This is a genomic window from Homoserinimonas flava, from assembly GCF_054969005.1.
This window is the reverse complement of record NZ_JBUEQS010000001.1, coordinates 275,682-299,806: the sequence shown is the minus strand read 5'-3', so window position 1 is coordinate 299,806 and position 24,125 is coordinate 275,682. Positions and strand designations below refer to the sequence as shown.

Sequence of the window (24,125 nt, the reverse complement as noted above, 5' to 3'; positions counted from 1 at the left end):
GATTCCCGATCAGGCATATTCGTGTGACCGGAATTCGGCGAGACGGTCGAGCACACCGGCGACTTGGAGAGGGTCGGCAACTCGGAATCGCGCGGCGGTGCTGCCCTCACCGCACTTGAGCGAGAGGTCGCCCGAGCCGAGCACTCGAAACCCGTCCTCATCGGTCACATCGTCGCCAGCGAAGAGCACGGCGGTCGCGCCGCAATACTCGCGCAGCATGCGCACGGCGTCGCCCTTGGTTGTCGACCGCACAGAGAACTCGAGCACGTCGCGCCCCCGGCGCTCGGTCACCTCTGGCAGCTCGGCAAGCACGGAGTCGTGCGCCTGCACTTCGGCGGCCTTCGCCACCTTGGCCGTCGCCGCCCTGCTGTGCAGGGCGAACCCGGCCGGCTTCACTTCGACCCAGGTGCCCTCGTTCATCTCGGCGACCGATTCGAGGATGCTGCGGAGTCGCGCCACTGCGTCGGCCTCCGCGTCACTCAACGCGAGCTCGGGTGGCCCGTCGAGGCGTGTCTCGACACCGTGTGACCCGCTCAGCAGCACCGAATCCGGTGGGTCGGCGACCTCGAGGAGGCTCGCCATGGCTCGGCCGGAGATATATGCCACCCGCGTCGACGGCAGCGCAATGAGCCGATCGATCGCGCGCTGCGCCTCGGGAATCGCGCGCGCATCTTCTGGCCGATCTACGAGCGGGGCAAGCGTGCCGTCGAAGTCGAGCGCCACGAGCAGCGAATCGGTCGCGGCGAGGCGCTGAAGCGCAGCCGTGAGCTCGGCGTCAGCGTCTGATGCGGGCGGCGTCACTTTGCCGCCTTGCGTCCGTTCGCGACCAGCACATCGAGGAACGCCGACGACCACGCCGCGACATCATGCTCGAAGACCCGCTTGCGCATCGATCGCATCCGCGTACGACGCTCCGCCTTGGGCATGTCGAGGGCGCGCACGATGGACTGCTTGAGACCCTCAATGTCATGGGGGTTGATGAGCAGGGCCCGCTTGAGCTCATCGGATGCCCCGGCGAACTCGCTGAGGATGAGCACGCCGTCGTCATCGACACGAGTTGCCGCGTACTCCTTTGCCACGAGGTTCATGCCGTCGCGGAGCGCCGTGACGAGCATGACATCGGCGGCGAGGTAGAGCGCGATCATCTCGTCGCGGCTGTAGCTCGTGTGGTGGTAGCTGATGGGGGCGTGCGCGATCGTGCCGTAGTCACCGTTGATGCGACCGACCATGAGCTCGATCTCATCGCGCAACTGGCGGTAGGCCTCGACCCGCTCGCGGCTCGGGCTCGCGACCTGCACGAGCGTCACATCTTCGACCGCGACATCACGCTGGGCAAGGAGCTCGCCGAAGGCTTTGAGCCTGTGGCCGATGCCCTTCGTGTAGTCGAGGCGGTCAACGCCAAGGATGATCTTTTTCGGGTTGCCGAGCTCGGCGCGGATCTGGCGTGCACGCTCCTGGATTGCGGGGTCACGGGCCAGATCTTCGAAGCCGCGAGCGTCGATCGAGATGGGGAACTGCCGCGCGATCACGGTGCGATAGGGCTTGCCCTCCGGAATCGGCCCGTGGGCGCGCACGCCGGCCGACTCATCGATAAGGGGCACGTCGATCGTCGACCCGCGCGTGGGGAACCCCTTGAGCCTCCGCACGGCGCGCGAAAAATTGTTCGCATCGGCGAGACGCTGAAACCCGATGACATCCGCCCCCAGGAGCCCCTCGATGATCTGGGTGCGCCACGGCAACTGTGAATAGATGCCGTAGGGCGGGAACGGAATGTGGTTGAAGAAGCCGATCGTCAGGTCGGGCCTGGTCTCGCGCAGCATTTTTGGCACGAGCTGCAGTTGGTAGTCCTGCACCCACACGACGGCGCCCTGTTCGCTCGTGGCGGCGGTCGCCTCGGCAAAGCGCCGGTTGACACGCACATAGCTGTCCCACCACTCGCGGTGGTACTGCGGGTGGGCGATGACGTCGTGGTAGAGCGGCCAGAGCGTGTCGTTGGAGAAGCCCTCGTAGTAGAAGCGCACGTCTTCGTGGCTCAGCGGCACAGCAACGATATGGATGCCATCACTCTCGAATGGCTCAATCTCAAGGTCGGGCTGCCCCGCCCACCCGACCCAGGCTCCATCGTTGCGTTGCATGACGGGCTCAAGTGCCGTGACGAGTCCCCCTGGCGAATGTTGCCACCGCGCCGAACCGTCTGGTTCGATGACGCGGTCGACGGGAAGTCGATTTGAGACGACGACGAAATTGTGACGCTCGCTTGAGCTCTGCGTTTGAGCTGTGGCGTGAGCTTGGGCGGTCATAGACGGCATGCTCCGTGTCTGTCGCTGTGCGGCCCTCGCACGGTGGGATGGTGGGCGGGTCGTGCAGCCAGCGTACCCCGCTCATCGAGCGACGGGGACCCCTTCCACACGGCTCCCCCTCAGAGTTTGCACAGCGAACTGGGCACCATCGCAGAGGCGGGGTAGCGTGGAGAAACGACCAGAACGGGAGTTATCAATGCGCAAATTCATCTTCAGCGGGAGCGTGCTCTCTGCCATCTTCGGCGGCTTGGGTGCCGTGCGCACGAGCATGAGCGGCCCGCGCGACTGGCGTCTGGCCCTCATGTGGGTCAGTTGGGCGTGTGCCGTCGGCATCGCGGTCGGCACGGTCATCAAAAACAACCAAACGGGCGAACTGGAGGATTGATCATGGGATTCGGATGGAACGCCGGCCACTACCTCGCCGGTATCGCGCAGTTCTTCGTCGCCCTCGTCGCGTTCACCGTCTTCGTGGCGCTCGTCTTTGTGCTTGTGCGCTTTCTTCTTGTCGCGACCCGCGCCGCGCAGCTTTACGTTGACCGTCACGACCCTCAGCCGCGCCAGAAGAGCGGCTACGGCTCAGAGCCGCCGGCACCAGCAGCGCCAGCAGAATCGCCAGCAGAATCGGCGCCGTCGGCATCGACGCCGTCGGCATCAACGACCACGGAATCAACGCCCCCGGCACCAACGGCCACGGCACCATTCCCACCGGCATCAACACCCACGGAACCACTGGCCAAGGCGAGCAAGCCACGCACCAGCAAGAAGCCACCGGCATGACGCCGCCCTCCACGCTGACACTCGACGCTGTCGGCTATGGGGCGATGTCGCTCTCCGGCGCGTATGGACCGATCGACGAAGCATCCGCCTGCGCAGTGCTTGACGGAGTGCTCGATGCCGGGGTTACCCACATCGACACCGCCAACATCTACGGCGATGGAGTGAGTGAGCAGATCATCGGCCGCGTGCTGCGGGGCCGGCCACGCGACTCCGTATTCCTTGCATCGAAGACGGGACTATCGATGGGGGCTGGTGTCGGCACCCGCACCATCAGTGGCGATCGCGCGAGCATTCACGCCAACATCGATGATTCCCTGCGGCGTCTCGGCACCGACCACCTCGATCTCTATTACCAGCACCGCATCGACCCGAACGTCCCCATCGAGGAGACCGTCGCGGCGTTCGCCGAACTCGTGCAGGCCGGCAAGATCCGCAGCATCGGGCTCTCAGAAGCGACCGGTGACGAGCTTCGACGCGCACACGCTGTGCACCCGATCGCGGCGGTGCAGTCCGAGTGGAGCATCGTGAGCCGCGACGTCGAGTCCTACGTCGTGTCGGCCGCCGCCGAGCTCGGCGTTGCCGTCGTGCCGTACTCCCCCGTCTCACGCGGCCTGCTCACCGATAGCTTCGATCGGGATGCTGCGGCCACCGATATGCGCAGGTCGTTCCCGCGATTCTCCGCCAACAACATCGACGCCAATGTCGAACTCGCCGGCGAAGTGCGGACGGTCGCCCGAAAGCACGGCCGCGCCACCGAGGAGGTCGCGATCGCGTGGCTGCTCGAGCAGGGCCGACGCTTCGGGGTCGTCACCTCGGTGATCCCTGGTACCCGTTCGCTCGAACACTTCGCCACCAACCTTCGCGCAGGTGACCTCCAGCTCGACGACGAAGACCTCGTCGCACTCGACGGGATAGCGGCACGCGTGCAGGGCGCACGGTCGGCATCGACCGCCTGGATCTCTGGCGGGCGTGAAGGGCTACTCTGACGCTGTGCCGTCACAGAGCGCAACACGGTGCCGTCTGCACCGCAATCGGGAGCAGACTTGAGGCAACGGCACCACACGAACCCGGAGTCCCGACATGACGAACAATGCACACCACCCCGTTTCTCGCATCAGCGAAGCGAGGCACGCGCCTGCTGACGGTGCTGCCGATTTGGGCACGTTCGACGGATTGACCGCCGATGAGTTCAAGGCGGCATTCCGCAACCACCCGGCAGGCGTCGCCGTCATCACCGCCGACTCGGGTCACGGGCCGGTGGGGCTCACCGCGACATCCGTCTTCTCGGTGAGTGCCGAACCACCCCTGCTCGTGTTCTCGGTGTCATCGGAGTCGTCGAGCGCCCCCACCATCCTCGAATCCGACACGGTCGTGGTGCACCTGCTCGGCGCCGCACAGCTCGACATCGCCACGCTTTGCGCGACGAGCGGCATCGACCGCTTCGCCGACACCAGCATCTGGGATCGTCTCATCACGGGCGAGCCGTACTTTCCCGCTGCCGACGGGTGGATCCGCGGTCGCGTGGTGCAGACCATGGAGGCTGGCAAGTCCACCGTCGTGGCGGTGCACGCGCTCCAGTCGCACATCAGCGAAACGCCATCGGCACCGCTCGTCTACCACAGCCGCACCTGGCACGCACTCGGAGACCACTCGACAGTCTGACCCCTGTGGGCCGGGTATAGGGCCCAGTAACATCTCGGTGTGGACTTCTCCTTCGAATTTACCCCCGACCTCCTCATCGCCTTTCTCACCCTCTTCGTGCTGGAGATTGTGCTCGGCGTCGACAATGTGATCTTCATCTCGATTCTGGCGAGCAAGCTGCCGGTCGAACAGCAGGCGAAAGCGAGAAATCTCGGCCTCACCCTCGCGATGGTGATGCGCATCGGTCTGCTGTTCGGTGCCACCTGGATCATCTCGCTCACCGACGACCTCTTCGTCGTCCTGGGCAACGGCTTCTCCGGGCGTGACCTCGTGCTCATCCTCGGTGGGCTCTTCCTTGTCTACAAGGCGGTGACCGAAATTCACGAGAAGCTCGAGGGTGGCGAATCGCACGGCACAGGCCGTGTCAAGGCCGTCACCTTTGGCGCCGTGCTCACCCAGATCCTGTTGCTCGATATTGTCTTCTCGTTCGACTCGGTCATCACCGCTGTCGGCATGGTCGACAACATGATCGTCATCATCGCCGCCGTCGTGCTCTCGTTTGGCATCATGCTGTTTGCCGCGAAGTTCATCTTCACCTTCGTCAACAATCACCCGACGGTGAAGATGCTTGCGCTGTCGTTCCTCATCCTCATCGGTGCGTTCCTCATCGCCGACGGATTCGACGTCCACATCGACAAGGCCCTCATCTACGGCCCCATGGCCTTCGCGATCGGCGTCGAAACGCTCAACCTGCTCTACCGCCGCCGCCAGGCGAAGCTCGCTGGAGAGACTCCGGAGCCCGTGCACCTGCGCCACAGCTACTCGAAGGCCGATCCGACTGATGCGATCAGCGCCGCAACGACCCGCACAAAGGATGCGGGCGCGGTCGGCCTCTCGAAGCGCCCCATCAGCGGCACGGCGACAACGGATGCTGCAGCGCGCGACACCGGCGGGCTCGGCTAGCGCACGTTCCGCTCCTCGGCCGCCTGGTCTACCGTTTCGGTGCCGCCCTGCGGCGCCGATCATTGAGGGGCACCGACTGCGCGTGTCGTTCGAATTCGGGTCGGTTGAGCAGGGCCTGACGGCCGGCCTCGGTGAGATCAAGTGTGGAACCTGTCTCGACGAGGAACCCTGACTCCAGCAGAAGCGTGACCACGCGCGGGTGGAGCGACGAGCCCGTGGCATCTGCAAGCAGGGCGAGGGCCGGCCGCTTGCCGTCCCTGGCACGCCACACCTGAAGCCCCCATCGTTCGATGCGAGCAAGCACGAGAAGGCCGGCGACGGTGGGACCCACCGTTTTCGGGTCGGATGTCGGCTCCGGGGTTTCGGAGCGTGTTTGTGTGAAACGGGGGGTCACACTCATGCGATGTCTCGCTTTCTGCCATCTTCGATGCCGCGCAGAAGGACCGTCTCGAAGACCGTCCAACGTGGACAACAGCTACCAGATTGACGCGGTGGCATTGGTGCGAGTGAGAACTCGATTAGTTCCGACTATGTCGGTGTACACATCCGTCTGCCTAGACCCCAGTTGGGGGAAATGGTGCAGGACTCATGCTCGAAGCCTTGTATTTGGTACACCCCCCGGGACTTGAACCCGGAACCCACTGATTAAGAGTCAGTTGCTCTGCCAATTGAGCTAGAGGTGCGAAGCGACTCGGACGAACCGGAGCGCCGAGGAACAAGATTAGCATGGGTAACGCGCGCCTCCGAAACGCGCCTTCCCCCTCCGGCAATTCACTGAGGAGCCCCGTGTCCGAGACCATGCTCACCGCAGGAACCCCCGCGCCCGACTTCACGCTCGTCGACCAGGACGGCAGCACCGTGTCGCTCTCTGACTATCGCGGGCGCAAGGTGATCGCCTACTTTTACCCCGCAGCCAGCACGCCGGGATGCACCACGCAGGCGTGTGACTTCCGTGACAGCCTCGGCTCGCTCGCATCCGCCGGCTACGTCGTGCTCGGGGTGTCGAAAGACGAGGTTGCGAAGCTGAAGAAGTTCCGTGACGAGGAGGGCCTCACGTTCCCGCTGCTCAGCGACCCGAGTCTTGAGGCGCACCAGGCCTACGGCGCCTGGGGTGAGAAGCAGAACTACGGCAAGACCATCCAGGGCACCAAACGCTCCACCTTCGTGATCGACGAGGACGGCACAATCCTCCACGCGCTGTACAACGTGAAGGCAACCGGGCACGTGCGGCGCCTGCGCACGGCGCTCGGCCTGTAGCGCGCCACCCGCGCGAGCGTTACTCCCGTCGTGTCGCCGCCGTCACCGGACGGCTGAAGACGAGAACGAGTGCCACGAGCGACGGGATGAGCAGCATCCACGCGAGGTCGGGTCTGGCGAATTCGTCGCCCTGAAACAGGCCCACCGCAACAGCGATCTGCAGCAGCTGCCACACGATGATGCCCGCGCGCACCCACGACGCACCCCGGAGAGTCTGCACCGCAAGGACGGCAAGCCACACCGCGGCGAGGAGCGCGAGCGCGAGCAGCGCAATCGCCGAACCGTATGACAGCGGGACATCGATAATCAGCTCGATTATCAGGTAGACGGCCGCAGCAGCGATCAACAAAAACTCAAGTCCCACGATTCCGGCGAGAGCGACGAGCTGCTTCGGGCGGCCCCGAGAGTTAACACGATCGTCATCTTGTGCCCCGTTTGGGTACCCATTTGTATTCACAGCGTTTCCCTAGCGAAAAAATCGTTGATTTGCCACAACCGATATGAGAGTCTATTGGAGGTCGATTGAGCCCTCACAGAGCCGTGAGCAGATCCCGACGAACCTCAATTTCACTCTCTATTCACCAGAGGTTCTCTGCACCCTGCGCGGTCCGTGATGGCCGCGCGCTCACCTAAGGAGCACTATCCATGGATTGGCGCGATAACGCCGCATGTCTCACGGCTGACCCGGAACTCTTTTTTCCTGTCGGCAATACCGGACCTGCCGTAGACCAGATCGAAAAGGCAAAGTCGGTGTGCGGTCGCTGCAGTGTCACCGAGATGTGCCTTCAGTACGCCCTCGAGACCAACCAGGATTCTGGAGTTTGGGGCGGCCTGAGCGAAGATGAGCGCCGCGCCCTCAAGCGCCGCGCCGCTCGCGCCCGCCGCGCCTCCTAGCATTCGGCACCCCAGCACCGGCGGCCCATCGGGGCCGACCGGTGCTGTGTCGTCTCCGGGCACTTGCGGCAGGGTGATGCTAGTCGCGGTCGATCCAGCCAAGAGGGATCTCGATGGTCACCTCGGTGCCGCTGCCCATCAGTGTGTGCCAGTCGATTGTGCCGCTCAGTTCGCCCTGAATCAGAGTGCGCACGATCTGTGTGCCGAGCCCCGCACCGACACGACCCTCCGGCAGCCCGGTGCCGTTATCGCGCACCTGCACGCGCAACACCTCGCTCGTGCGCTCGACGAGAATGTCTACCGTGCCCTCGCGGTCAGCGAGTCCATGCTCGACCGCATTCGTCACAAGTTCGGTGAGCGCAAGCGCGAGCGGAGTCGCGTATGCACTCGGCAACTCGCCAAAGCTGCCGGTGAACTTGGCCGTCGCCTTGGTGCCATGATTTGACGCCACCTCGGCGATGAGCCGCAAGACTCGCTCGAACACCACGTCGAAGTTCACGCTTTGGGCGAGACCCTCACTAAGGGTGTCGTGCACGACCGCGATCGCTTCAACCCGGCGCATCGCCTGGCTCAACGACTCGCGCGCTTCCTCGCTGTGCGAGCGGCGTGCCTGAATGCGAAGGAGTGACGCCACCGTCTGCAGGTTGTTCTTGACCCGGTGGTGGATCTCCCGAATCGTCGCATCCTTGGTGATGAGCTCGCGCTCCTGATGCCGCAACTCCGTGACATCGCGGCAGAGCACGATCGCGCCGATGCGCTCCCCCCGCTCCCGAATCGGGATAGCCCGGAGTGTGACCGTCACGCCCCTCGCCTCAATGTCGGTGCGCCATGGTGCTCGGCCCGTCACCACGAGCGGCAGTGATTCGTCGACAACGAGCTTGCCCGAAAGCAGCTGAGTGGTGACCTCCGCGAGCGACTCGCCTTCGAGCTCGCCAGAGAACCCCATGCGGTTGAAGGCGGAGAGTCCGTTCGGGCTCGCAAAGGTGACACCGCCGTCGACGTCGAGTCGAACGAGGCCATCGGAGGCGCGTGGGGCACCGCGGCGCGGGCCGGCCGGGGCGGCGAGGTCAGGGAAGTCACCGCCCGCAATCATGCGGAAGAGCTCGTTTGCACACTCGTTAAACGTGAGCTCCTGGCGGCTCGGGGTGCGCGCCTCGCTCAGGTTCGTGTGTTTTGTGATGACGGCAATCGGATGCTCTGTCGTCTCTGGCGCGCTGGCCGACAGTCGCCGAAATACCGGCACCGCCCGCACCCGCGTCGGGGTCTCCTCGTACCAGTCCGGCGCGGAGGAGTCGATGATCTGGCCGCTCTCGAACGCATCCGTCACCTGCTTCTTCCACTCGGGCTTGATGCCCTGGCCCACAAAGTCACGGTAGAAGAGCGTTGCAGAACTCGACGGTCGGGCGTGCGAGACCGCAACAAAACCGCCGTCGGCCGATGGCACCCAGAGCACGATGTCGGCGAATGCAAGATCGGCGAGAAGTTGCCAGTCCCCGACGAGGAGGTGAAGCCATTCGATGTCCGCGTCGCTGAAGCGGCCTTGGGCACTGACGAGATCGGAGAGCGTCGACACTCTCTTAGGGTAGCCCGCGCACGGCTTCGCGCCGTACCTCAGCGCCGAGCGCGGCAGGCGCCCTTCGCTTGCGCAACCAGCCGACCGTGCGCCGCACCCGCCGCACCGCCCATCTGGCCGGGGTGCCGATCGCGACCGCGACCGCCCCCGAGACGGTGCGGTCAAAGCTCCCGAGGGCTCGACGGCGGTCCCAGGCGTGCCGGAGCGAACCACCGAGAACGCGATCGGCGGGGTTTCGCCACGGCAGGGCCCCCCTGTCGCGCTGTGCGATGAGTTCGGCGAGCGCCGGAACCCAGTTGTCTTCGCCGCGGCCGTGCAAGTAGTTCTCGTGGGTCCAGGCCTCGCTGGCCCGCCGAAACCGAGCAGCGATGAGGTCCTCGCTCGAAGCGAGCAAGTCGCTGGCCTCGAACACCGTATTGATGAGCGCGGGCGACACCCCGAAGTCGTCAATGATCAGTGTGGGAATGCCCGCCGCGACCGCCTCAATGGCCGCGGTCGAACTCACGGTGACGACCGCACCGGCGCGTGCCAGATGCACCGCCATCGGCCCGCCCTCCACCACAAGATTCGCGGGAGCTGGCGGCGAGAGGTGCGCGATGAGCGAGGCGAAGTCGTGCTCCTCGGCGTGCGTCTGCGGCTCCCCAGGGCTCGCCCGCACCTTGATGACCACGCGGCGGTGTGGATGCTGGCGCGCGCACTCTGCGAGCCACCCGAGCAGCAGCATCCGGTCGTCGAGGGCTCGTGGCACGATCGCCTGGGCGGCGAAGATGATGTCGCCGCCGTCGCCGCCGCTGCGCAACCGGGTGGCGATGTCGGGCACGAAGGGGAGGGTCGCGAGGGCGAACTGCTGGTCGGCACCCATCTCCGCGGCGAGCGCAGTGAAATCGCGCACCTCGCGGTGGCTGTGGAGGATGACAACGTCCGCGAGCGCGCGATAGACGATGGCCTTGCGCGCGGCCGGGATTGTGATGCCCGGGAGCCCGGTCGCGAGCACCGGCCGCCATCCCTGCACACGGCGAACAGCCCTTGCGACGACCCGCACGACGGGCCCGCGCACGGCCGCCAGCACGACATCTGGGCGACGCTCGGCAATCAGCTCGGGGAGATCTTCGAGCGCTGCAACGAGCGTCTCCGCGGGGCTGAATGCTGTGCCGGCAAGGGCCGACGCGAGCTGGTGTTCACTCGGACGCACGGGCGAACGGAGCACCACGAGGTCGCGCTCCCACGCCTCCGGCAATTGTGTCGCCAGCGCGGCACCCCACTTCACGTATGAATCGGAGTCGCCGACGACCAGCATCCGCACGCGGGTTATCCGATCGCGACGGGAGCAGCCGGTGCCCCGACGCGGCGAAGCTTGGCGAGCGGCGCGAGCTCGCCAGCAAAGACCCGCTTCACGCCGTCACCCATTGCCTGCTCGATGACACGGATGTCCCGAACAAGGTGCTCAAAGCCCTGCGGTTCAAGCGAGGCTGCGTGGTCGCTCCCCCACATCGTGCGGTCAAGCGTGATGTGGCGTTCGACGACGGTCGCACCGAGCGCCACGGCCGCGAGCGAAATCTGGAGTCCGCGCTCATGACCCGAGTAGCCGATCGGCACGCCGGGGTAGCGGCCACGGAGCGTCTCGATGGTGCGGAGATTCGCCTCCTCGGGCGGCAGCGGGTAGGTCGACGTCGCGTGCAGCATGATGAGTCGCTCACGATCGAAGTGCGAGACGGCGTCGTCGATCTCGTCGATCGTCGACATGCCGGTCGAGAGGATGATCGGCTTGCCGGTCACGGCAAGTGCAGCGAGGAGTTCGTGGTCGGTCACCGACGCCGACGCAACCTTGTGTGCGACGACCCCGAGGTCTTCGAGAAAGGCGACCGAGGGAACATCCCACGGCGAAGCGAACCAGTGCAGTCCACGCATCGTCGCATAGTCGCCGAGCTCGACATACTGCTCACGGTCAAACTCGACCCGGTAGCGATATTCGAGGTAGGTCATGGTGCCCCATGGCGTCTCCCTCGGCATCGACTTCATGTGCTCCGGGGTCGAAATCTCGGGCGTGCGCTTCTGAAACTTCACGGCCTGCGCGCCAGCATCTGCCGCCACATCGATGAGCCGCTTCGCGAGCTCGACATCGCCGTTGTGGTTCAACCCGATCTCTGCGATGACGTAGACGGGAGCGCCGCCCCCGATGGATGCTTCGGCGATCGTGACGGTCATGGTGCCTCCAGTAGTGCAACAGATGCCGCGGAGCGAACGGTGCCCGGCGGCAGGCGAGTCTCACGGCGCTCCGCCGCGAGCACAACGAGGTCGGCGAGCTCACGCACGGCACCGTGGCCACCGCGCGCGGTGAGCACGAGCCGTGCTGCGGCAAGCACGTCGGGGTGAGCGTCGGCGACGGCGATGGGCCACCCGACCGAGACGAGGCATCCGAGGTCGTTGACGTCGTTGCCCAGGTAGGCGACGCGCGCGGGGTCGATGCCCCGCTCGGCGAGCCAGGCGTAGAGGGCGACGGCTTTGTCGTCGGAGCCCTGCACGACGTCAACCCGAAGCTTGTTGGCCCGCGCCGTGACGACGGGGTTGCGTTCGGTCGAAAGGATGAGCACGGGAACCCCGGCGCGACGCAGCAGCTCGACCCCCATGCCGTCGGTGCGCGTGACGGTGACCCGCTCGGTGCCATCGGCTGAAATGGTGACGCTGTCGTCGGTGTGCACACCGTCGAAGTCGGTCACAACGGCGTCGACATCGACGGGGAGCTGTGGGTGGGCCTCCCACACCGGCGCGATGGCGCAGGCGAGCTCGAGGTCTTCGGGCGTATCGATTTCGATGGCGCCGCGCTGGTCGACCGGCAGCAGTCCAATGCGACCGAAGAAGCGATGGCGCGCCGCCACGAAGCCTTCGCCGCGCATGACGTAGAACGCGCCGGTCTCGCGGAACTCGGGTGCCCGATCCTGCCGACGCAGGCGAGCGGATGCCTCGTGGTTGACGCCAGCGGCGATGCCGTTGTCGAGCCGCCACATGAAGGCGTGCGACTCGACCGCCGAAAACACGGAATCCCGCACACCGCCCTGCACTTCGGCGATCGCAGCATCAAGGTCGGACGGGTCGATGAAGGGCGAGGTGGCCTGAATCATCACGACAATGTCGGGGACCTCATCGAGCCCATCGATGACGTGCAGTAGGGCCGATTCGGAGCTCGCCGTGTCGCCGGCGATGGCGGCTGGTCGGTCGATGACTTCGGCACCCGCGGCGCAGGCAACCCGGTCAATCTCGTCATCGTCGGTCGTGACGATGACACGGTCGACGCGTTCGGCGGCCCTCGCGGCAAGCACGGCGCGGGCGACGAGGGGCACACCGCCGACCTTGCGCAGATTCTTGCCCGGAATCCCCTTCGAGCCGCCGCGTGCCGGAATCACCACGACCACGCTCACGGCTCGACTCCTTGCATCATGTGTGCACGGTATGCAGCGTTGGCGACGCGACGGTTGACGACATGTGAACGGGAGCCGACCAACGGGAGGCAGACAGGATGCCCTACTGTGCGCCATGATGAGCCCATGGAATCGAATCCGCGGCGCCGCGATCCTGTGCTCCTCACAATCCTTGGAGTGATCGCACTGCTCGTCGTCGTATCACTCGTCGTCGTGCTCACCCGGGGTGAGCCGGAGTCGCTCGACCCCTCGACACCCGAGGGGACTGTGCAGGCATACACGACCGCGCTCATCGAGGGTGACCTCGAGGCCGCCCGTGAACTCGTCGATGAGGCTACCCTGGACGACTGCACCGGATCGTATGTCTCCGACATCGACGGCGACATCCGCATCACCCTCGAGTCAACGACAGTGAACGACACCATCGCGGTCGTCAGAGTCACGATGCATACGAGCTACGACTCCGGCCCGTTCGGCAGCTCCGGGTATTCGAGCGACGAATCCTTCCGGCTCGCCGCCGAGGGCGACGGGTGGCGCGTCATGCAGGCGCCATGGCAGTTCGACGTCTGCACCCTCGAGGGGCTGCGATGAGCGGCATGGCGGCGCACGGAACGCTCGAGACCGGGGCGGTACACACGCTGCGCCGAGTCATCCTGCTCTTCTTGCTCTCCGTGCTCGTCACGATCACCGCGATCGGTGTCTCCGGCCTTCTCTCGCTTGCGCTCGACCGCGAGCGAGACCTCACCTTCGGGTCGAACGGGCTCGCGCAGGCCCTCTCGTTCACGCTCATCGCGGCACCGTTCGGGGGTCTCGTCTACTGGCTCGTCCGGCGCTGGCTTACGACCTTCGGCGACCGCCACTCGGTGCTGTGGCCCATCTACCTCGCGATTATGACGACCATCGCCCTCACGGTCGGCGCGAGCGCGCTGCTCGGCATGCTCTCCGGTCTCCCCCGCGGTGACGTCGACACCGACGGCCTCACGACCGGCGGCGTGTGGCTCGTTGTTTGGGCGTGGCACCGGTGGATGTGGGTGTCGCCAAGCCACCGGCCCAGCCGCCTGCCCGACGTCGCTCCCGCACTCAGTGTCGTCGTGGGGCTCACCATCGGCATCACGGGAGGCATCGCGACCCTCACTGAGCTGTTCGATGCTGCCGTCGACGACCCCATCCTCGGCGGCGCGTGGTGGGAGCCCGTGCTGCGGAGCCTCATCTGGACGGCCGGTGGCGCCCTCATCTGGTGGTGGCATTGGACGCGTGGTGGCATCCGCCGTTCGGCCGCCGGGTTCGCCCACTTCGTGCTCGTCGCGGTGACAGGGTTCGCGTCGGTCGGGCTCACGCTCGGTGGCGCGGCTGTCGTGCTGTATGTCGCATTCGGATTCGCCTTCGACGTACCGGCGCCCGACTGGGCGGGCGACGTGGTCGCGGATCGCATCGAACGTCTCGGCGACGGCACCGCCATGGGGCTCGTCGGCGGCGCCCTCTGGGCGTACCACCGCGGCGTCGTTGCCGGCTCGAGTGAGATCGTGCGGCGCTCCACCCGACTCGTGGCATCCGGAGTCGCCCTCATCACGGGAGCCTCCGGCTTCGGGGTTGTCGTCAATGCCCTCCTCGCAGCGCTCAATGACCCCATCGTCGAGTCGGGGGCGAGGTCGCTCCTCTTCGGCGGTCTCTCGGCCCTCCTCGTCGGGGGTGTGGCCTGGTGGCTCCTGTGGCGCCCACTCGGTGAAACGGATGCCGCCTGGTCGACCTTCAGCGGCCGGCGCGTGTACCTCGTAGTGGTGTTCGGGGTGAGCGCCCTCGTGGCTCTTGTCACGCTCCTCATCGTCACGTTCAGCGTCGTCGAATTCGCCATCGGCGAGGGCGGCGGATCATTCATCGAGGCGGTGCGGGCGCCCTTGGGGCTCCTCACCGCGACGGTGCTCGTCGCCGTGTATCACTTCGCCGTCTGGCGCCGCGATCGCCCCGTCGCACCGGCGGCTCCCCGCATCGGCCGCATCACGCTCGTCACAAGTGCAGCCAACGAGGTGCTCGCAGCCGCCGTGCGCGACGCGACCGGGGCTCGGGTCACGGTGTGGAACACCGAGCCTTCTGGCGAGTCCCAGGCGGCACCGGATGCCGCAGCCGTCGTCGAACGTCTCGCCCCCGTTGCTGGCGCTCACGTGCTCGTCATCGCGCGCGGGGCCGCGATTGAGGTGATCCCGCTCGCGGCGCACTCTGACTGACGGGACCCAGCCCGGCCGGATTCGACCTCAGGCCGGATCTGACCTTAGGCCGGCGACGCGTCGAAGCAGCCCGCCGCGCTCGCGCCGCGCACGTCGCTGGGTGCGCCGCTTCGGGGTCGGCGGCAAGATGCGATCGCGCACCAGTGCGCTGATGGCAAGGCGGGCGGGCGACTTCGGCGCGGCGTCGCACAGGGTGGCCCCCTCAAGGAGGGCGGCATCGAACGCTGCCTGGTCGTGCGGAACCATGACGGGCGCAGCGATGCCGCCAAAGCGTTCGAGTGATTGTGCGACCTGCCGCGCTGGCGACGCCCCGATCGCGGCGGCCCGCACACGGTTCATGACCACGAGCACGCGCTCGGTGACGATCGCATCGAGCAAGTCAACGTGGGCGCGCAAAAACCGGGAGAGGCCGACAGGATCAGCAGCGCCGACCGCAACAACCTGATCGGCCGCGCGCAGCGATTCGAGGGTTGCGGCATTGCGGCGAGGTGCGAACACGTCGCTGCTGATTTCCTCATCGTTCTCCAGGTTGAATCCCGTGTCGATGATCGTGTAGTCGACCCAGTCGCGGCACAGCTCGAGCGCGCCAGCGACCCGCGAAGCCGAGAGCTCCGGCCATCGGCTGGGCCTCCCGATGCCGGTGAGCACCCAGAAGCTGCCGTGCGGCGACGAATAGCGCTGAGCGATACGCTCGAGCTCGCGGCTGGTAAGGGCATCGCTGCCAGCGAGGCGACAGGCGGCGGCAAATCCGGGTGCCTCGTCGAGCAGACCGAGCGACGGTGCGACCGAGCCGCTGTAGGTATCGACGTCGGCGAGGGCCACCGTGTGTCCGGCAGAGGCAAGTTCGGCGGCGATATTGATGGCAACGCTGGTGCGACCAGGAGAGCCTGCTGGGCCCCACACCGCAATCACCGTTCCCCGCCCGTCCGCGCGCGCGACCGGCGTTGTCGCGCGCAGGGGTGTAGCGAGGAGGACGCCCTCGATGATCGCCCAGTCGGCCCCCGCATCGACGACCTCGTGCAGCCCGACCGTGATCGCGTGACGACGGCCAGCATCCGTGTCGTTGATGGCGACGACGCGAACGCCGGCACGGTCAGATTCGGCGAGCAGACGGGGAGTGAGGTAGCGCTCGGCCGACGAGACGACGATGAAATCGGCCGATGTGGCATCGAGGATCGACGCGAGCTCGTCGGCGCTGCCGCATCGGGCGACAACGTCGTGACCGTGGTCTCGTGCGCTTTCGACGAGGGAATCTTCGGCGGCCGCCGATACGGCGAATGCAATGCGGGCCATAGTTATCCGCCCAACGGCACTGCGGCCGGGATGAGCGAGAGCGTGTCGCCCATGGACTGCGCCTGGAGCACCCGTGCGATGCGGTCACGCGGCACAAGCAGTTCGACGCTCAGCACGGTGGCACCGGCGATCATGCTCTCCTCGTCAGCGACAGCGACGATGGTGACCCCTGTCGCGATGATGCCAGGGGAACCCTCTTCGTCTCCGTCTGATGCCGCCCAGAGGTCGGCGAGCGTGCCCTCGCGCACCGAACGCGGAAGCTCCCCCGTGACACTCACGATGATCGACGCCCAGTCCTCGCCATCCGCCTCGCCGACGGCGGCCGTGGGAACGAGTTCACCCGATCCGATCGTGCGGGTGACAATGATCCCTGCGTCAGGCATGGTCTCCGGCGTGAGGTACTGCCCAGCAACCGCTCCGAGTCGGACTTCGGTTTCGACAAGGTCGCTCGTCGTGACGACATCGCCTACCGCGAGCGCCGTATCCGCGGCATAGACCGTCACGGTCTGGTCGGCCGCCATCACGATGCTCACAACCCCGGTGATCGATGCGCCAACGAGCACCACCCCGATAACGAGGCGCACGTCGAGCCATCGTGACCGCCCTCGTCCGCTCCGATCACCGGCGCCGAGCGAGCTTGCAGCGGGCGAGGGCGAACTGCCACTGGATGAACTCATCGATCTCCTCTGGTCCGGGCGTGTACCGGCACCATGGTGCGGATATCCAGCGCGCAATGCGCAAAGTTATCCACAGCCCGCCAACCCTCAGGGGGAGGAGCGCATAATCGACATATGACTGGCCTTGATGCGCCTGGAACCCCGCCGCCACTCGGCCGGTTCCTCACCATCGCCGACGTCGCCGAGATCCTGAACATTTCGGCGGCGCAGGCGTATGGTCTCGTGCGCTCTGGCGAACTCCCGGCAATCAAGGTCGGCGCGGCGGGGCACTGGCGTGTCGAACGCACCGTGCTCGAGTCATACATCGAAGCGAAGTATGAAGAGAACCGACGGCACGGGCTCTGGACCCAGTCGCAGTTTGCCGATATCCCAGAACTCACGATCCGTCCCCACTGATCAACCGGTTCGCACAGTCTCGATGAACTGCAGCGGGACGAGGCGGTAGTGGGACACCGCACGCTCGCGCCGCGCCACCCCCGCCTCATGAACGGCGAGGTCGAGATGGTCTCTCCCGACACGATCGATCGTGCCATGGACGGCTGACCCGCTGACGAGAGTGATGTCGAGAGCAGTTCGCCGACGGCAGAGATCGCGGAGCACATAGCCGAGACCGAGCCTCGCCGACAGCCCGTCTCGGACTGGTCCGTCCCGAGCCATTCCGTCGAGTGGTTCGTCGCGCTCAGTGCTCCGTTCGACCTGATCGCGCGTGAGAACGATGCCGTGGACCGCCCCGAATGGCACAACGCCGTGTCCGCGGATGCCGGCATCCCTCACCACCTCGCCCGACACCCAGTCGCGACCGATCGTCGCGGGCCGGAGATCGAGCGTGCGCCCCGAGGCGAGAAGCAGTCGGATGGTGCCAGAGGGTGTTGTGTCGCTCGCCGCGAGCGTCACCAACCGCTCGCGCAGCGAACGACGGGCGCGGCGGAGGCGCTCTTCTTCGACCCGGAGGTCGGCCTCGTCAGCCCTGAGTTCGCCCTCGAGCTGGCTCTCGAGATCATCGAAGAGGTTGTCCCAGCGCATGGAGCGACGGTAGGCCACCTTCGCGGCCGAGACACGAGTTTTCCACAGCCCCGAATCGGGGGCATGGACTATTGCTCATCTGCATGGTTGAGTCGCTATGCCCCCGAACGGGGGTAGACCGAATCCCCCTACCCCCTCGATCGAGCAATCCACGTCGCTCGAGACGCCCTCGACGGAGCCATCATGACGCACGCCCTGCCCGCACAGGTGCCCGAACCAGCGCCATTCGCCCTCGCCACCGCTCGAACGTCGAGCGTGCGCCTGCCCAGCAAAGTCATCAGGGCACCATTCGAGCCGGAGGTGTTCTTCGGCCACCAGCCAGCCCCGACATCGACGCTCCCCGACCCTGCACCCCTGCTCGAGAATCTGACGCGCTGTGTCGTAGAGATCCTCGCTGGGGCGCGCGACCTTCAGCAGATCGCCCGCTGGGTCACCGACGACGTCTACCGCAATCTGCTCAAGCGCGTCGTGCTTTCTGATCGCGCGCGACGGGCGCGCGGCCAACAGGCCGCCCGACCGAGCTTCACGATCGGCTCGATCGTGAGCGACGAACCACGCGACGGCGTTGTCGAAGCCGTCGTCGTGGTGCACGGTCGTGCGCGCACGCGGGCCGTCGCGATCCGCCTCGAAGGCCTCGATGCCCGGTGGCGGGCAACGGCGATCAACGTGCTCTAACGACGGCACGCGCGCGCCGCACGCGAGCGGCCACTACGCGGCTCAGTCGCTGTCGGAGCCGACATCGAAGCCGTATCCGAGGCTCACGATCGCGCCAGAAGCATCCGATCCGATCGTGTACTTCGTGGCAACCGGAATCTCCTCCGAGCCGTCGGCCGGGCGGTACAGCGACTGCACCGCCAGCTGCACGATGATCGCAGTAGGCCCCGCCTTGCCGCCCTGCGCGGTTACTCTCACCACCTCGACCGTCATCGATGAGGCTCGGGGCCCGCCGTCACGTTCAAGCTGAGGCAGTCGGCCGCTCAGCACAATCGTGTCGGCCGGCGTGAATTCGGCGAACGAATACGGAGTCGACGCGAGCCACTCCGAGATCGCTTCAGGAGAGGCGCCGTCAGCAGCGTCGAGAAATGGGGAGTCGAGCGCGACCTCGACGACGAAGGTGACCGCCGCCTGCTGTGCGGCGAGAGCATCCGACTCGGAGAAGCCCCACTGGCGGAGCGCACCCTCATCGACGATCTCCTCATCGAGCCGCATCGCCTTGGCTCCGGGCCAAGGGGTCACCGCGCAGTAGTCGCCCAGGCCGTCAGTGACCACAGCCAGCGCGGCAACATCTCCCCACGCGACAGGGTCATCGACCGGACACGGCGCTGCCGTCGTTGCTGGCGCCGAAGACGACGCCCCAGACGGGGCACTCGGCTCCGTCGGTGTCACGGACGCGCAAGCAGAGAGGGCACCGACAGTCACCGCGAGAGCCGCGGCGGCCGTCAGCACCCTCCCGAGCATGCGCGAAGGTGCGACTACTTCTTCTTTCCTTGGGCGCGGCGCTGGGCACGGTTCGCGGGAGCGGCAGCGCCTGCGGCAGGCTGCCCGAATGCGCCACGCTGCCCCGCGGAGGGCTGGGCTGCTGCTGGCCGCTGCGCACCAGGAGCGGCACCGAGCGCTGTAGCTGCGGCGGCCGTCTGCTGCGCACGCTCGCGCGCCGTCGATGCCTGGTCGACCTGACCTCGCGCATTGCGGACCTCGACGTCGCCGCCGTTGTCTGCGCTCGGCGCCGAGTACTTTAGCGCCTGCTCCGGCAGCGCGCTGGCCCCGAGGCCCTTCGCTGCGACAACGGGAGCGGTGGCCGCGGCACCCGAGGGTGTCACTTCGACCTCCAGGTTGAAGAGGAAGCCAACGGCCTCTTCGCGGATCTGACCCATCATCGTCTGGAAGAGCGCGAAACCCTCGCGCTGGTACTCGACAAGAGGATCGCGCTGCGCCATCGCACGCAGCCCGATGCCATCCTTGAGGTAGTCCATCTCGTAGAGGTGGTCACGCCAGCGACGGTCGATCACCGACAGGACGACACGACGCTCGAGCTCCCGCATCGCGGCGGCACCGAGCGTCTCCTCGCGCCGCTGGTAGGCGAGCTTTGCGTCGGAGAGCACTTCGGAGAGCAAGAGGTCATGGGTGACCTTGCCGCGGGTGCCCACCTCTTCGATCACCTCGTCCGGCGTGATGGAGATTGGGAACAGTGTGCGAAGCTCCGTCCAGAGCGCGTCGAAGTCCCAGTCATCGGCGTGACCCTCGGCGGTGTGCACGTCGACAACCTCGCCGACAACATCTTCGAGGAACCGCTGAGCCCGCTCGTGCAGGTCGTCACCCTCAAGGATGTGGCGGCGGTCGCCGTAGATGGCCTCGCGCTGTCGGTTCAGCACGTCGTCATACTTGAGCACGTTCTTGCGGATCTCAGCGTTGCGAGATTCGACCTGCGACTGGGCACTGCGGATGGCGCGGCTCACGATCTTCGACTCGATCGCGATGTCGTCTGGCACATTGCCTCGGCCCATGAGCGACTCGGCGGCCTGCGAATTGAACAGGCGCATGAGGTCGTCGGTGAGCGAGAGATAGAAACGGCTCTCGCCAGGGTCACCCTGTCGACCGGAGCGGCCTCGCAGCTGGTTATCGATGCGGCGAGACTCGTGGCGTTCAGTGCCGAGCACGTAGAGACCGCCGACGGCGATAACCTTGTCGGCCTCAACCTTGACCTCGGCGCTCACCCGCGCGAAGACCTCGTCCCACGCGGCCTCGTACTCATCCGGGGTGTCGACGGGGCTGAGTCCGCGCTGGTTCATCTCGGCGACCGCCAAGAACTCGGCGTTGCCACCGAGCATGATATCGGTGCCTCGACCGGCCATATTCGTAGCGACAGTGACCGAACCGAGACGACCGGCCTGCGCCACGATCGCAGCCTCACGCGCGTGGTTCTTTGCGTTGAGCACCTCGTGCCTGACGCCACGCTTTGCAAGGAGCTTGGACAGATACTCGCTCTTTTCGACGCTCGTGGTGCCGACGAGAACGGGCTGGCCCTTCTCGTGTCGCTCGGCGATGTCCTCGACGACCTGGTCGAACTTGATCGTCTCGTTCTTGTAGACGAGGTCGGCCTGGTCAATGCGCAGCATCGGCCGGTTGGTCGGGATGGCGACAACACCGAGCTTGTAGGTGCTCATGAACTCGGCGGCCTCGGTCTCGGCGGTACCGGTCATGCCGGAGAGCTTCGAATACAGGCGGAAGTAGTTCTGCAGCGTGACCGTGGCGAGGGTCTGGTTCTCGGCCTTCACCGCGACACCCTCCTTCGCCTCGATCGCCTGGTGGATGCCCTCGTTGTAGCGGCGGCCCATGAGGATGCGACCGGTGTGCTCATCGACAATGAGCACTTCGCCATTCATGACGACGTAATCCTTGTCTTTCTTGAACAGTGCCGAGGCCTTGATCGAGTTGTTGAGGAACGAGATGAGCGGGGTATTCGCCGACTCGTACAGGTTGTCAATGCCGAGGTGGTCTTCGACCTTCTCGATGCCGGGCTCGAGCACGCCGACGGTGCGCTTCTTCTCGTCGATCTCGTAGTCGACACCGGGGATGAGCCGCTTGGCGATCGACGCGAACTCGGTGAACCAGCGGTTCGCCTCGCCCGAGGACGGGCCGGAGATGATGAGCGGGGTGCGAGCCTCGTCGATGAGGATCGAGTCGACCTCATCGACCACCGCGAACTGGTGTCCGCGCTGCACCATATCGGACGCCTGCCACGCCATATTGTCGCGCAAGTAGTCAAAACCGAACTCATTGTTGGTGCCATACGTGATGTCGGCCTCGTACTGCTCGCGACGCTGCGCTGGAGTCTGACCCGAGACGATGCATCCGGTCGTCATGCCGAGCGCACGGAAGATGCGGCCCATGAGCTCTGACTGGTAGCTCGCGAGGTAGTCATTCACCGTGATGACATGCACGCCGCGCGAAGGAATCGCGTTGAGGTAGGCAGCGAGCGTCGCCACCAGGGTCTTGCCCTCACCGGTCTTCATCTCGGCGATGTTGCCCAGATGAAGCGCAGCACCACCCATGAGCTGCACATCGAAGTGCCGCATTCCGAGGGTGCGCACGGCCGCCTCGCGCACGGCGGCGAACGCTTCAGGCAGCAGATCATCGAGCGACTCACCGTTGGAGTAGCGCTCGCGCAGCTCAGACGTCTCGTTGCGCAACTCGTCGTCGGTGAGCTCCTTGAAGTCGCTCTCAAGGTCATTCACTGCCGCCGCATATCGCTGCAGTTTGCGCATAGTGCGCCCCTCGCCGACGCGAAGAACACGCTCTAGAACATTTGCCACCGAATAGCTCCTCAAAGATTTCGTCGGGTCATGCCACCCACGTTTCCATCGGCGTCGCAGTGTAGGCGAACGGCAGAGGAACGGCGCGCGGGCACAGCACCCTTCACCGTAGCAATCCTAGCTGTCGGCTCCCTGCAGACGAGGCGGGAGGGCATCCGAACACCGGATGCCCTCCCGACCGTTAAATTAGACGCGCGCACGGCGAGCGCCGCTGACCTCGTCGATGACCGCATCTTCGAGCGAAATGACGCCGTAGTCCCAGCCCTTGCGCCGGTACACGACGCTGGGGCGATCGGTCTCAGCATCGACGAAGAGAAAGAAGTCGTGCCCAACGAGCTCCATGTGATCGACCGCCTCGTCGACCTTCATGAGCACCATCGGAAACACCTTCTTGCGAATGACGACCGGGCTCCAGTCGTCATCGCCGGGCTCCGGCGCCGCCTCCTGTGCCGGCACCGAGCCCGTGCTGACCTTCTCGATGACCTCCGGGCTCGCCGGGGTGATATCGACGACACTGAATCCATCAGCGGATGCCTCCCGCAGCGAGACTGGGCGGTGCTGCCCGCGATGCACCTTCTTGCGGTCCTTTGCCCTGCGCATGCGCTCGACAATCTTGTCGAGGGCGATGTCGAAGGCGACGTATTTGTCGGAACCCGCTGCCTCTGCACGGACGAGCGGCCCCGGCCCGATGACCGTCAACTCGACGCGATCATCGCCAGTGCTCGAATTCTTCTCGTTGTGCCGACTCACCTTGATCTCGAAGGCGAGCGCCTTCGGTGCCAGATGGGTGGCCTTCTCCGCCTTCTCGGTCGCATAATCACGGAACCGATCCGTGATCCCCACATTGCGTCCAGTGATGGAAATTTCCATGGCGTCCTCCCGGTTCTGTTGCGACGCACCACCCGCGAACCAGGCCGACTAGCGCGCCTCTTTTGACCACCGTAGTGGTGGGGACCTGTGGAAGTCACGAGAAGATCACGACCAGTTGCTTTGAGCCGCAGAACGCAGCGGCGTCGCCGCGAGCACGGCCGCTCCGAGCACGACAGCACCGGCCAGCCTGGCCGCGCGATCCGCCTCAAGGAGGGTTGCACCCGAGGTCACGACGTCATCCACGAGGAGCACCCACGAGCCCGCGAGGCCCGGGAGCGGGCGCATGGCACCCGAAATGTTGGCACGCCGAGCTTCGACCCCGAGGTGCTTCTGCGCGCTGCTGGCGGTGTGGCGCAGCATCCGCCCGACGCGCACGCCTGTTGCCCGTCTCGCGAGGAGCGTCACGGGGTCGTAGCCACGCTCGCGCCGCGAGGTGGACCCCTGGGGGACCGCGCAGAGCTGGATGCCGTGCGGCGCGTCGCTCACCCCCGGCAAGGTCGTGAGTGCCGCATCGATCGCAGTGGCGAGCGGCGGCGCGAGGACGCGAGCAAGATCGGTGCGGCCCTGCTGCTTGAGGGCGAGGATGCTCCGACGCACGACCCCTTCGTAGGGCAAAGCCGCGAACACGTCGAGACTGCTGCCATCGCTGCGCTCAAGCATCCGCCGCAGCGGCACGCCGCGGAGATGCTCGCGACACCCCTCGCATAGTGCGCGATCTGGGCGGCCGCACCCGGCGCACGCGACAGGGAGGAGCACCGCGAGCGCGTCGAGGGATGCGCTCGCCACGAGGTCGCGCATGGGGGCACCGAACATGCGACCAGCATGGCCAGCGTGCAGGGCCGGATGGGGTGCGAATAGCGCGCCTCTCGGGATCGTACGGTTCGGAGCGTCTGGGGAGGAGCGCTC

Annotated in this window: 26 protein-coding genes and 1 tRNA gene; 11 read left to right on the top strand and 16 right to left on the bottom strand. The window is 66.0% G+C overall.

Annotated features, from left to right (window positions below; translation table 11 throughout):
- Positions 1–9 precede the first annotated feature (9 nt).
- Positions 10–801: a trehalose-phosphatase gene (otsB, locus tag ACY48M_RS01400; RefSeq protein WP_462818452.1), complete on the bottom strand. Its 792-nt coding sequence runs from the start codon at positions 799–801 to the stop codon at positions 10–12.
- Positions 798–2,300 carry an alpha,alpha-trehalose-phosphate synthase (UDP-forming) gene (locus ACY48M_RS01395; RefSeq protein WP_462818451.1) on the bottom strand — a complete coding sequence of 501 codons (1,503 nt, stop codon included), beginning with the start codon at positions 2,298–2,300 and terminating at the stop codon, positions 798–800. The genes otsB and ACY48M_RS01395 overlap by 4 nt, the downstream gene beginning before the upstream one ends.
- 196 nt (positions 2,301–2,496) lie before the next feature.
- Between ACY48M_RS01395 and ACY48M_RS01390 the strand changes: the two genes are divergently transcribed.
- The 5 genes from ACY48M_RS01390 to ACY48M_RS01370 all read left to right on the top strand — a co-directional run bounded on the left by ACY48M_RS01390 (position 2,497) and on the right by ACY48M_RS01370 (position 5,681).
- The gene (locus ACY48M_RS01390) at positions 2,497–2,685 is read left to right on the top strand and encodes a hypothetical protein (RefSeq protein ID WP_462818450.1); all 189 of its coding nucleotides are present in this window, start codon (positions 2,497–2,499) and stop codon (positions 2,683–2,685) included.
- Between the two features lie 2 nt (positions 2,686–2,687).
- The gene (locus ACY48M_RS01385) at positions 2,688–3,077 is read left to right on the top strand and encodes a hypothetical protein (protein WP_462818449.1); all 390 of its coding nucleotides are present in this window, start codon (positions 2,688–2,690) and stop codon (positions 3,075–3,077) included.
- Positions 3,074–4,063 (top strand): aldo/keto reductase, encoded by a 990-nt coding sequence (locus tag ACY48M_RS01380; protein ID WP_462818448.1) that lies wholly within the window; start codon positions 3,074–3,076, stop codon positions 4,061–4,063. The genes ACY48M_RS01385 and ACY48M_RS01380 overlap by 4 nt, the downstream gene beginning before the upstream one ends.
- A gap of 94 nt (positions 4,064–4,157) precedes the next feature.
- Positions 4,158–4,739: a flavin reductase family protein gene (locus tag ACY48M_RS01375; RefSeq protein WP_462818447.1), complete on the top strand. Its 582-nt coding sequence runs from the start codon at positions 4,158–4,160 to the stop codon at positions 4,737–4,739.
- A 39-nt stretch (positions 4,740–4,778) separates the two neighbouring features.
- The gene (locus ACY48M_RS01370; RefSeq protein WP_462818446.1) at positions 4,779–5,681 is read left to right on the top strand and encodes a TerC family protein; all 903 of its coding nucleotides are present in this window, start codon (positions 4,779–4,781) and stop codon (positions 5,679–5,681) included.
- Positions 5,682–5,709: 28 nt separating this feature from the next.
- Here ACY48M_RS01370 and ACY48M_RS01365 read toward each other — a convergent pair whose 3' ends face one another.
- Both ACY48M_RS01365 and ACY48M_RS01360 read right to left on the bottom strand, forming a co-directional pair.
- Positions 5,710–6,081: a hypothetical protein gene (locus ACY48M_RS01365; protein WP_462818445.1), complete on the bottom strand. Its 372-nt coding sequence runs from the start codon at positions 6,079–6,081 to the stop codon at positions 5,710–5,712.
- 207 nt (positions 6,082–6,288) lie between these two features.
- Positions 6,289–6,364: transfer RNA gene (locus ACY48M_RS01360), tRNA-Lys, on the bottom strand.
- Between the two features lie 115 nt (positions 6,365–6,479).
- Here ACY48M_RS01360 and bcp point away from each other — a divergent pair.
- A complete protein-coding gene (bcp, locus tag ACY48M_RS01355; protein WP_462819234.1) occupies positions 6,480–6,938 on the top strand; it encodes a thioredoxin-dependent thiol peroxidase in 459 nt (152 codons plus the stop codon).
- A gap of 19 nt (positions 6,939–6,957) precedes the next feature.
- Here bcp and ACY48M_RS01350 read toward each other — a convergent pair whose 3' ends face one another.
- Positions 6,958–7,395 (bottom strand): hypothetical protein, encoded by a 438-nt coding sequence (locus ACY48M_RS01350; RefSeq protein ID WP_462818444.1) that lies wholly within the window; start codon positions 7,393–7,395, stop codon positions 6,958–6,960.
- A 188-nt stretch (positions 7,396–7,583) separates the two neighbouring features.
- Between ACY48M_RS01350 and ACY48M_RS01345 the strand changes: the two genes are divergently transcribed.
- Positions 7,584–7,832 carry a WhiB family transcriptional regulator gene (locus tag ACY48M_RS01345; RefSeq protein WP_462818443.1) on the top strand — a complete coding sequence of 83 codons (249 nt, stop codon included), beginning with the start codon at positions 7,584–7,586 and terminating at the stop codon, positions 7,830–7,832.
- Between the two features lie 79 nt (positions 7,833–7,911).
- Here the strand turns inward: ACY48M_RS01345 and ACY48M_RS01340 are convergent, their stop codons facing one another.
- Genes ACY48M_RS01340 through ACY48M_RS01325 form a run of 4 tightly spaced genes read right to left on the bottom strand, consistent with a single transcriptional unit; the run spans position 7,912 to position 12,821 of the window.
- Positions 7,912–9,405, bottom strand: coding sequence for a sensor histidine kinase (locus tag ACY48M_RS01340; protein WP_462818442.1), 1,494 nt, complete (start codon positions 9,403–9,405; stop codon positions 7,912–7,914).
- A gap of 4 nt (positions 9,406–9,409) precedes the next feature.
- Complete coding sequence (locus ACY48M_RS01335) at positions 9,410–10,702, bottom strand: DUF6716 putative glycosyltransferase (RefSeq protein WP_462819233.1); 1,293 nt, start codon at positions 10,700–10,702, stop codon at positions 9,410–9,412.
- An 11-nt stretch (positions 10,703–10,713) separates the two neighbouring features.
- A complete protein-coding gene (locus ACY48M_RS01330; protein WP_462818441.1) occupies positions 10,714–11,610 on the bottom strand; it encodes an N-acetylneuraminate synthase family protein in 897 nt (298 codons plus the stop codon).
- Positions 11,607–12,821 (bottom strand): cytidylyltransferase domain-containing protein, encoded by a 1,215-nt coding sequence (locus ACY48M_RS01325; protein ID WP_462818440.1) that lies wholly within the window; start codon positions 12,819–12,821, stop codon positions 11,607–11,609. Before ACY48M_RS01325 ends, ACY48M_RS01330 begins: the two co-directional genes overlap by 4 nt.
- Before the next feature lie 126 nt (positions 12,822–12,947).
- Between ACY48M_RS01325 and ACY48M_RS01320 the strand changes: the two genes are divergently transcribed.
- Together ACY48M_RS01320 and ACY48M_RS01315 are read left to right on the top strand one after the other, a co-directional pair.
- The gene (locus ACY48M_RS01320; protein ID WP_462818439.1) at positions 12,948–13,412 is read left to right on the top strand and encodes a hypothetical protein; all 465 of its coding nucleotides are present in this window, start codon (positions 12,948–12,950) and stop codon (positions 13,410–13,412) included.
- Positions 13,409–15,043, top strand: a complete 1,635-nt coding sequence (locus ACY48M_RS01315; protein WP_462818438.1) for a DUF5671 domain-containing protein — start codon at positions 13,409–13,411, stop codon at positions 15,041–15,043. The genes ACY48M_RS01320 and ACY48M_RS01315 overlap by 4 nt, the downstream gene beginning before the upstream one ends.
- A 27-nt stretch (positions 15,044–15,070) precedes the next feature.
- On the opposite strand, the gene ACY48M_RS01310 is transcribed toward ACY48M_RS01315, so the two are convergent.
- Together ACY48M_RS01310 and ACY48M_RS01305 are read right to left on the bottom strand one after the other, a co-directional pair.
- Entirely contained in the window at positions 15,071–16,336 is a 1,266-nt protein-coding gene (locus ACY48M_RS01310; RefSeq protein WP_462818437.1) for an AAA family ATPase, read from the bottom strand.
- 2 nt (positions 16,337–16,338) lie between these two features.
- Positions 16,339–17,013, bottom strand: a complete 675-nt coding sequence (locus tag ACY48M_RS01305) for a hypothetical protein (RefSeq protein WP_462818436.1) — start codon at positions 17,011–17,013, stop codon at positions 16,339–16,341.
- Between the two features lie 114 nt (positions 17,014–17,127).
- Between ACY48M_RS01305 and ACY48M_RS01300 the strand changes: the two genes are divergently transcribed.
- Positions 17,128–17,409 carry a helix-turn-helix domain-containing protein gene (locus ACY48M_RS01300; protein ID WP_462818435.1) on the top strand — a complete coding sequence of 94 codons (282 nt, stop codon included), beginning with the start codon at positions 17,128–17,130 and terminating at the stop codon, positions 17,407–17,409.
- Here the strand turns inward: ACY48M_RS01300 and ACY48M_RS01295 are convergent, their stop codons facing one another.
- Positions 17,410–18,036: a hypothetical protein gene (locus tag ACY48M_RS01295; protein WP_462818434.1), complete on the bottom strand. Its 627-nt coding sequence runs from the start codon at positions 18,034–18,036 to the stop codon at positions 17,410–17,412.
- Between the two features lie 183 nt (positions 18,037–18,219).
- Between ACY48M_RS01295 and ACY48M_RS01290 the strand changes: the two genes are divergently transcribed.
- The gene (locus ACY48M_RS01290) at positions 18,220–18,711 is read left to right on the top strand and encodes an Rv3235 family protein (RefSeq protein ID WP_462818433.1); all 492 of its coding nucleotides are present in this window, start codon (positions 18,220–18,222) and stop codon (positions 18,709–18,711) included.
- 42 nt (positions 18,712–18,753) lie between these two features.
- On the opposite strand, the gene ACY48M_RS01285 is transcribed toward ACY48M_RS01290, so the two are convergent.
- The 4 genes from ACY48M_RS01285 to ACY48M_RS01270 all read right to left on the bottom strand — a co-directional run bounded on the left by ACY48M_RS01285 (position 18,754) and on the right by ACY48M_RS01270 (position 24,032).
- On the bottom strand, positions 18,754–19,272 hold the full coding sequence (locus ACY48M_RS01285) for a hypothetical protein (RefSeq protein ID WP_462818432.1): 519 nt from the start codon (positions 19,270–19,272) through the stop codon (positions 18,754–18,756).
- Between the two features lie 236 nt (positions 19,273–19,508).
- Positions 19,509–22,349, bottom strand: a complete 2,841-nt coding sequence (gene secA / locus ACY48M_RS01280; protein ID WP_462818431.1) for a preprotein translocase subunit SecA — start codon at positions 22,347–22,349, stop codon at positions 19,509–19,511.
- A 186-nt stretch (positions 22,350–22,535) separates the two neighbouring features.
- On the bottom strand, positions 22,536–23,219 hold the full coding sequence (gene hpf, locus ACY48M_RS01275) for a ribosome hibernation-promoting factor, HPF/YfiA family (protein ID WP_462818430.1): 684 nt from the start codon (positions 23,217–23,219) through the stop codon (positions 22,536–22,538).
- A 105-nt stretch (positions 23,220–23,324) separates the two neighbouring features.
- Positions 23,325–24,032: a ComF family protein gene (locus tag ACY48M_RS01270; protein ID WP_462818429.1), complete on the bottom strand. Its 708-nt coding sequence runs from the start codon at positions 24,030–24,032 to the stop codon at positions 23,325–23,327.
- Positions 24,033–24,125 lie beyond the last annotated feature (93 nt).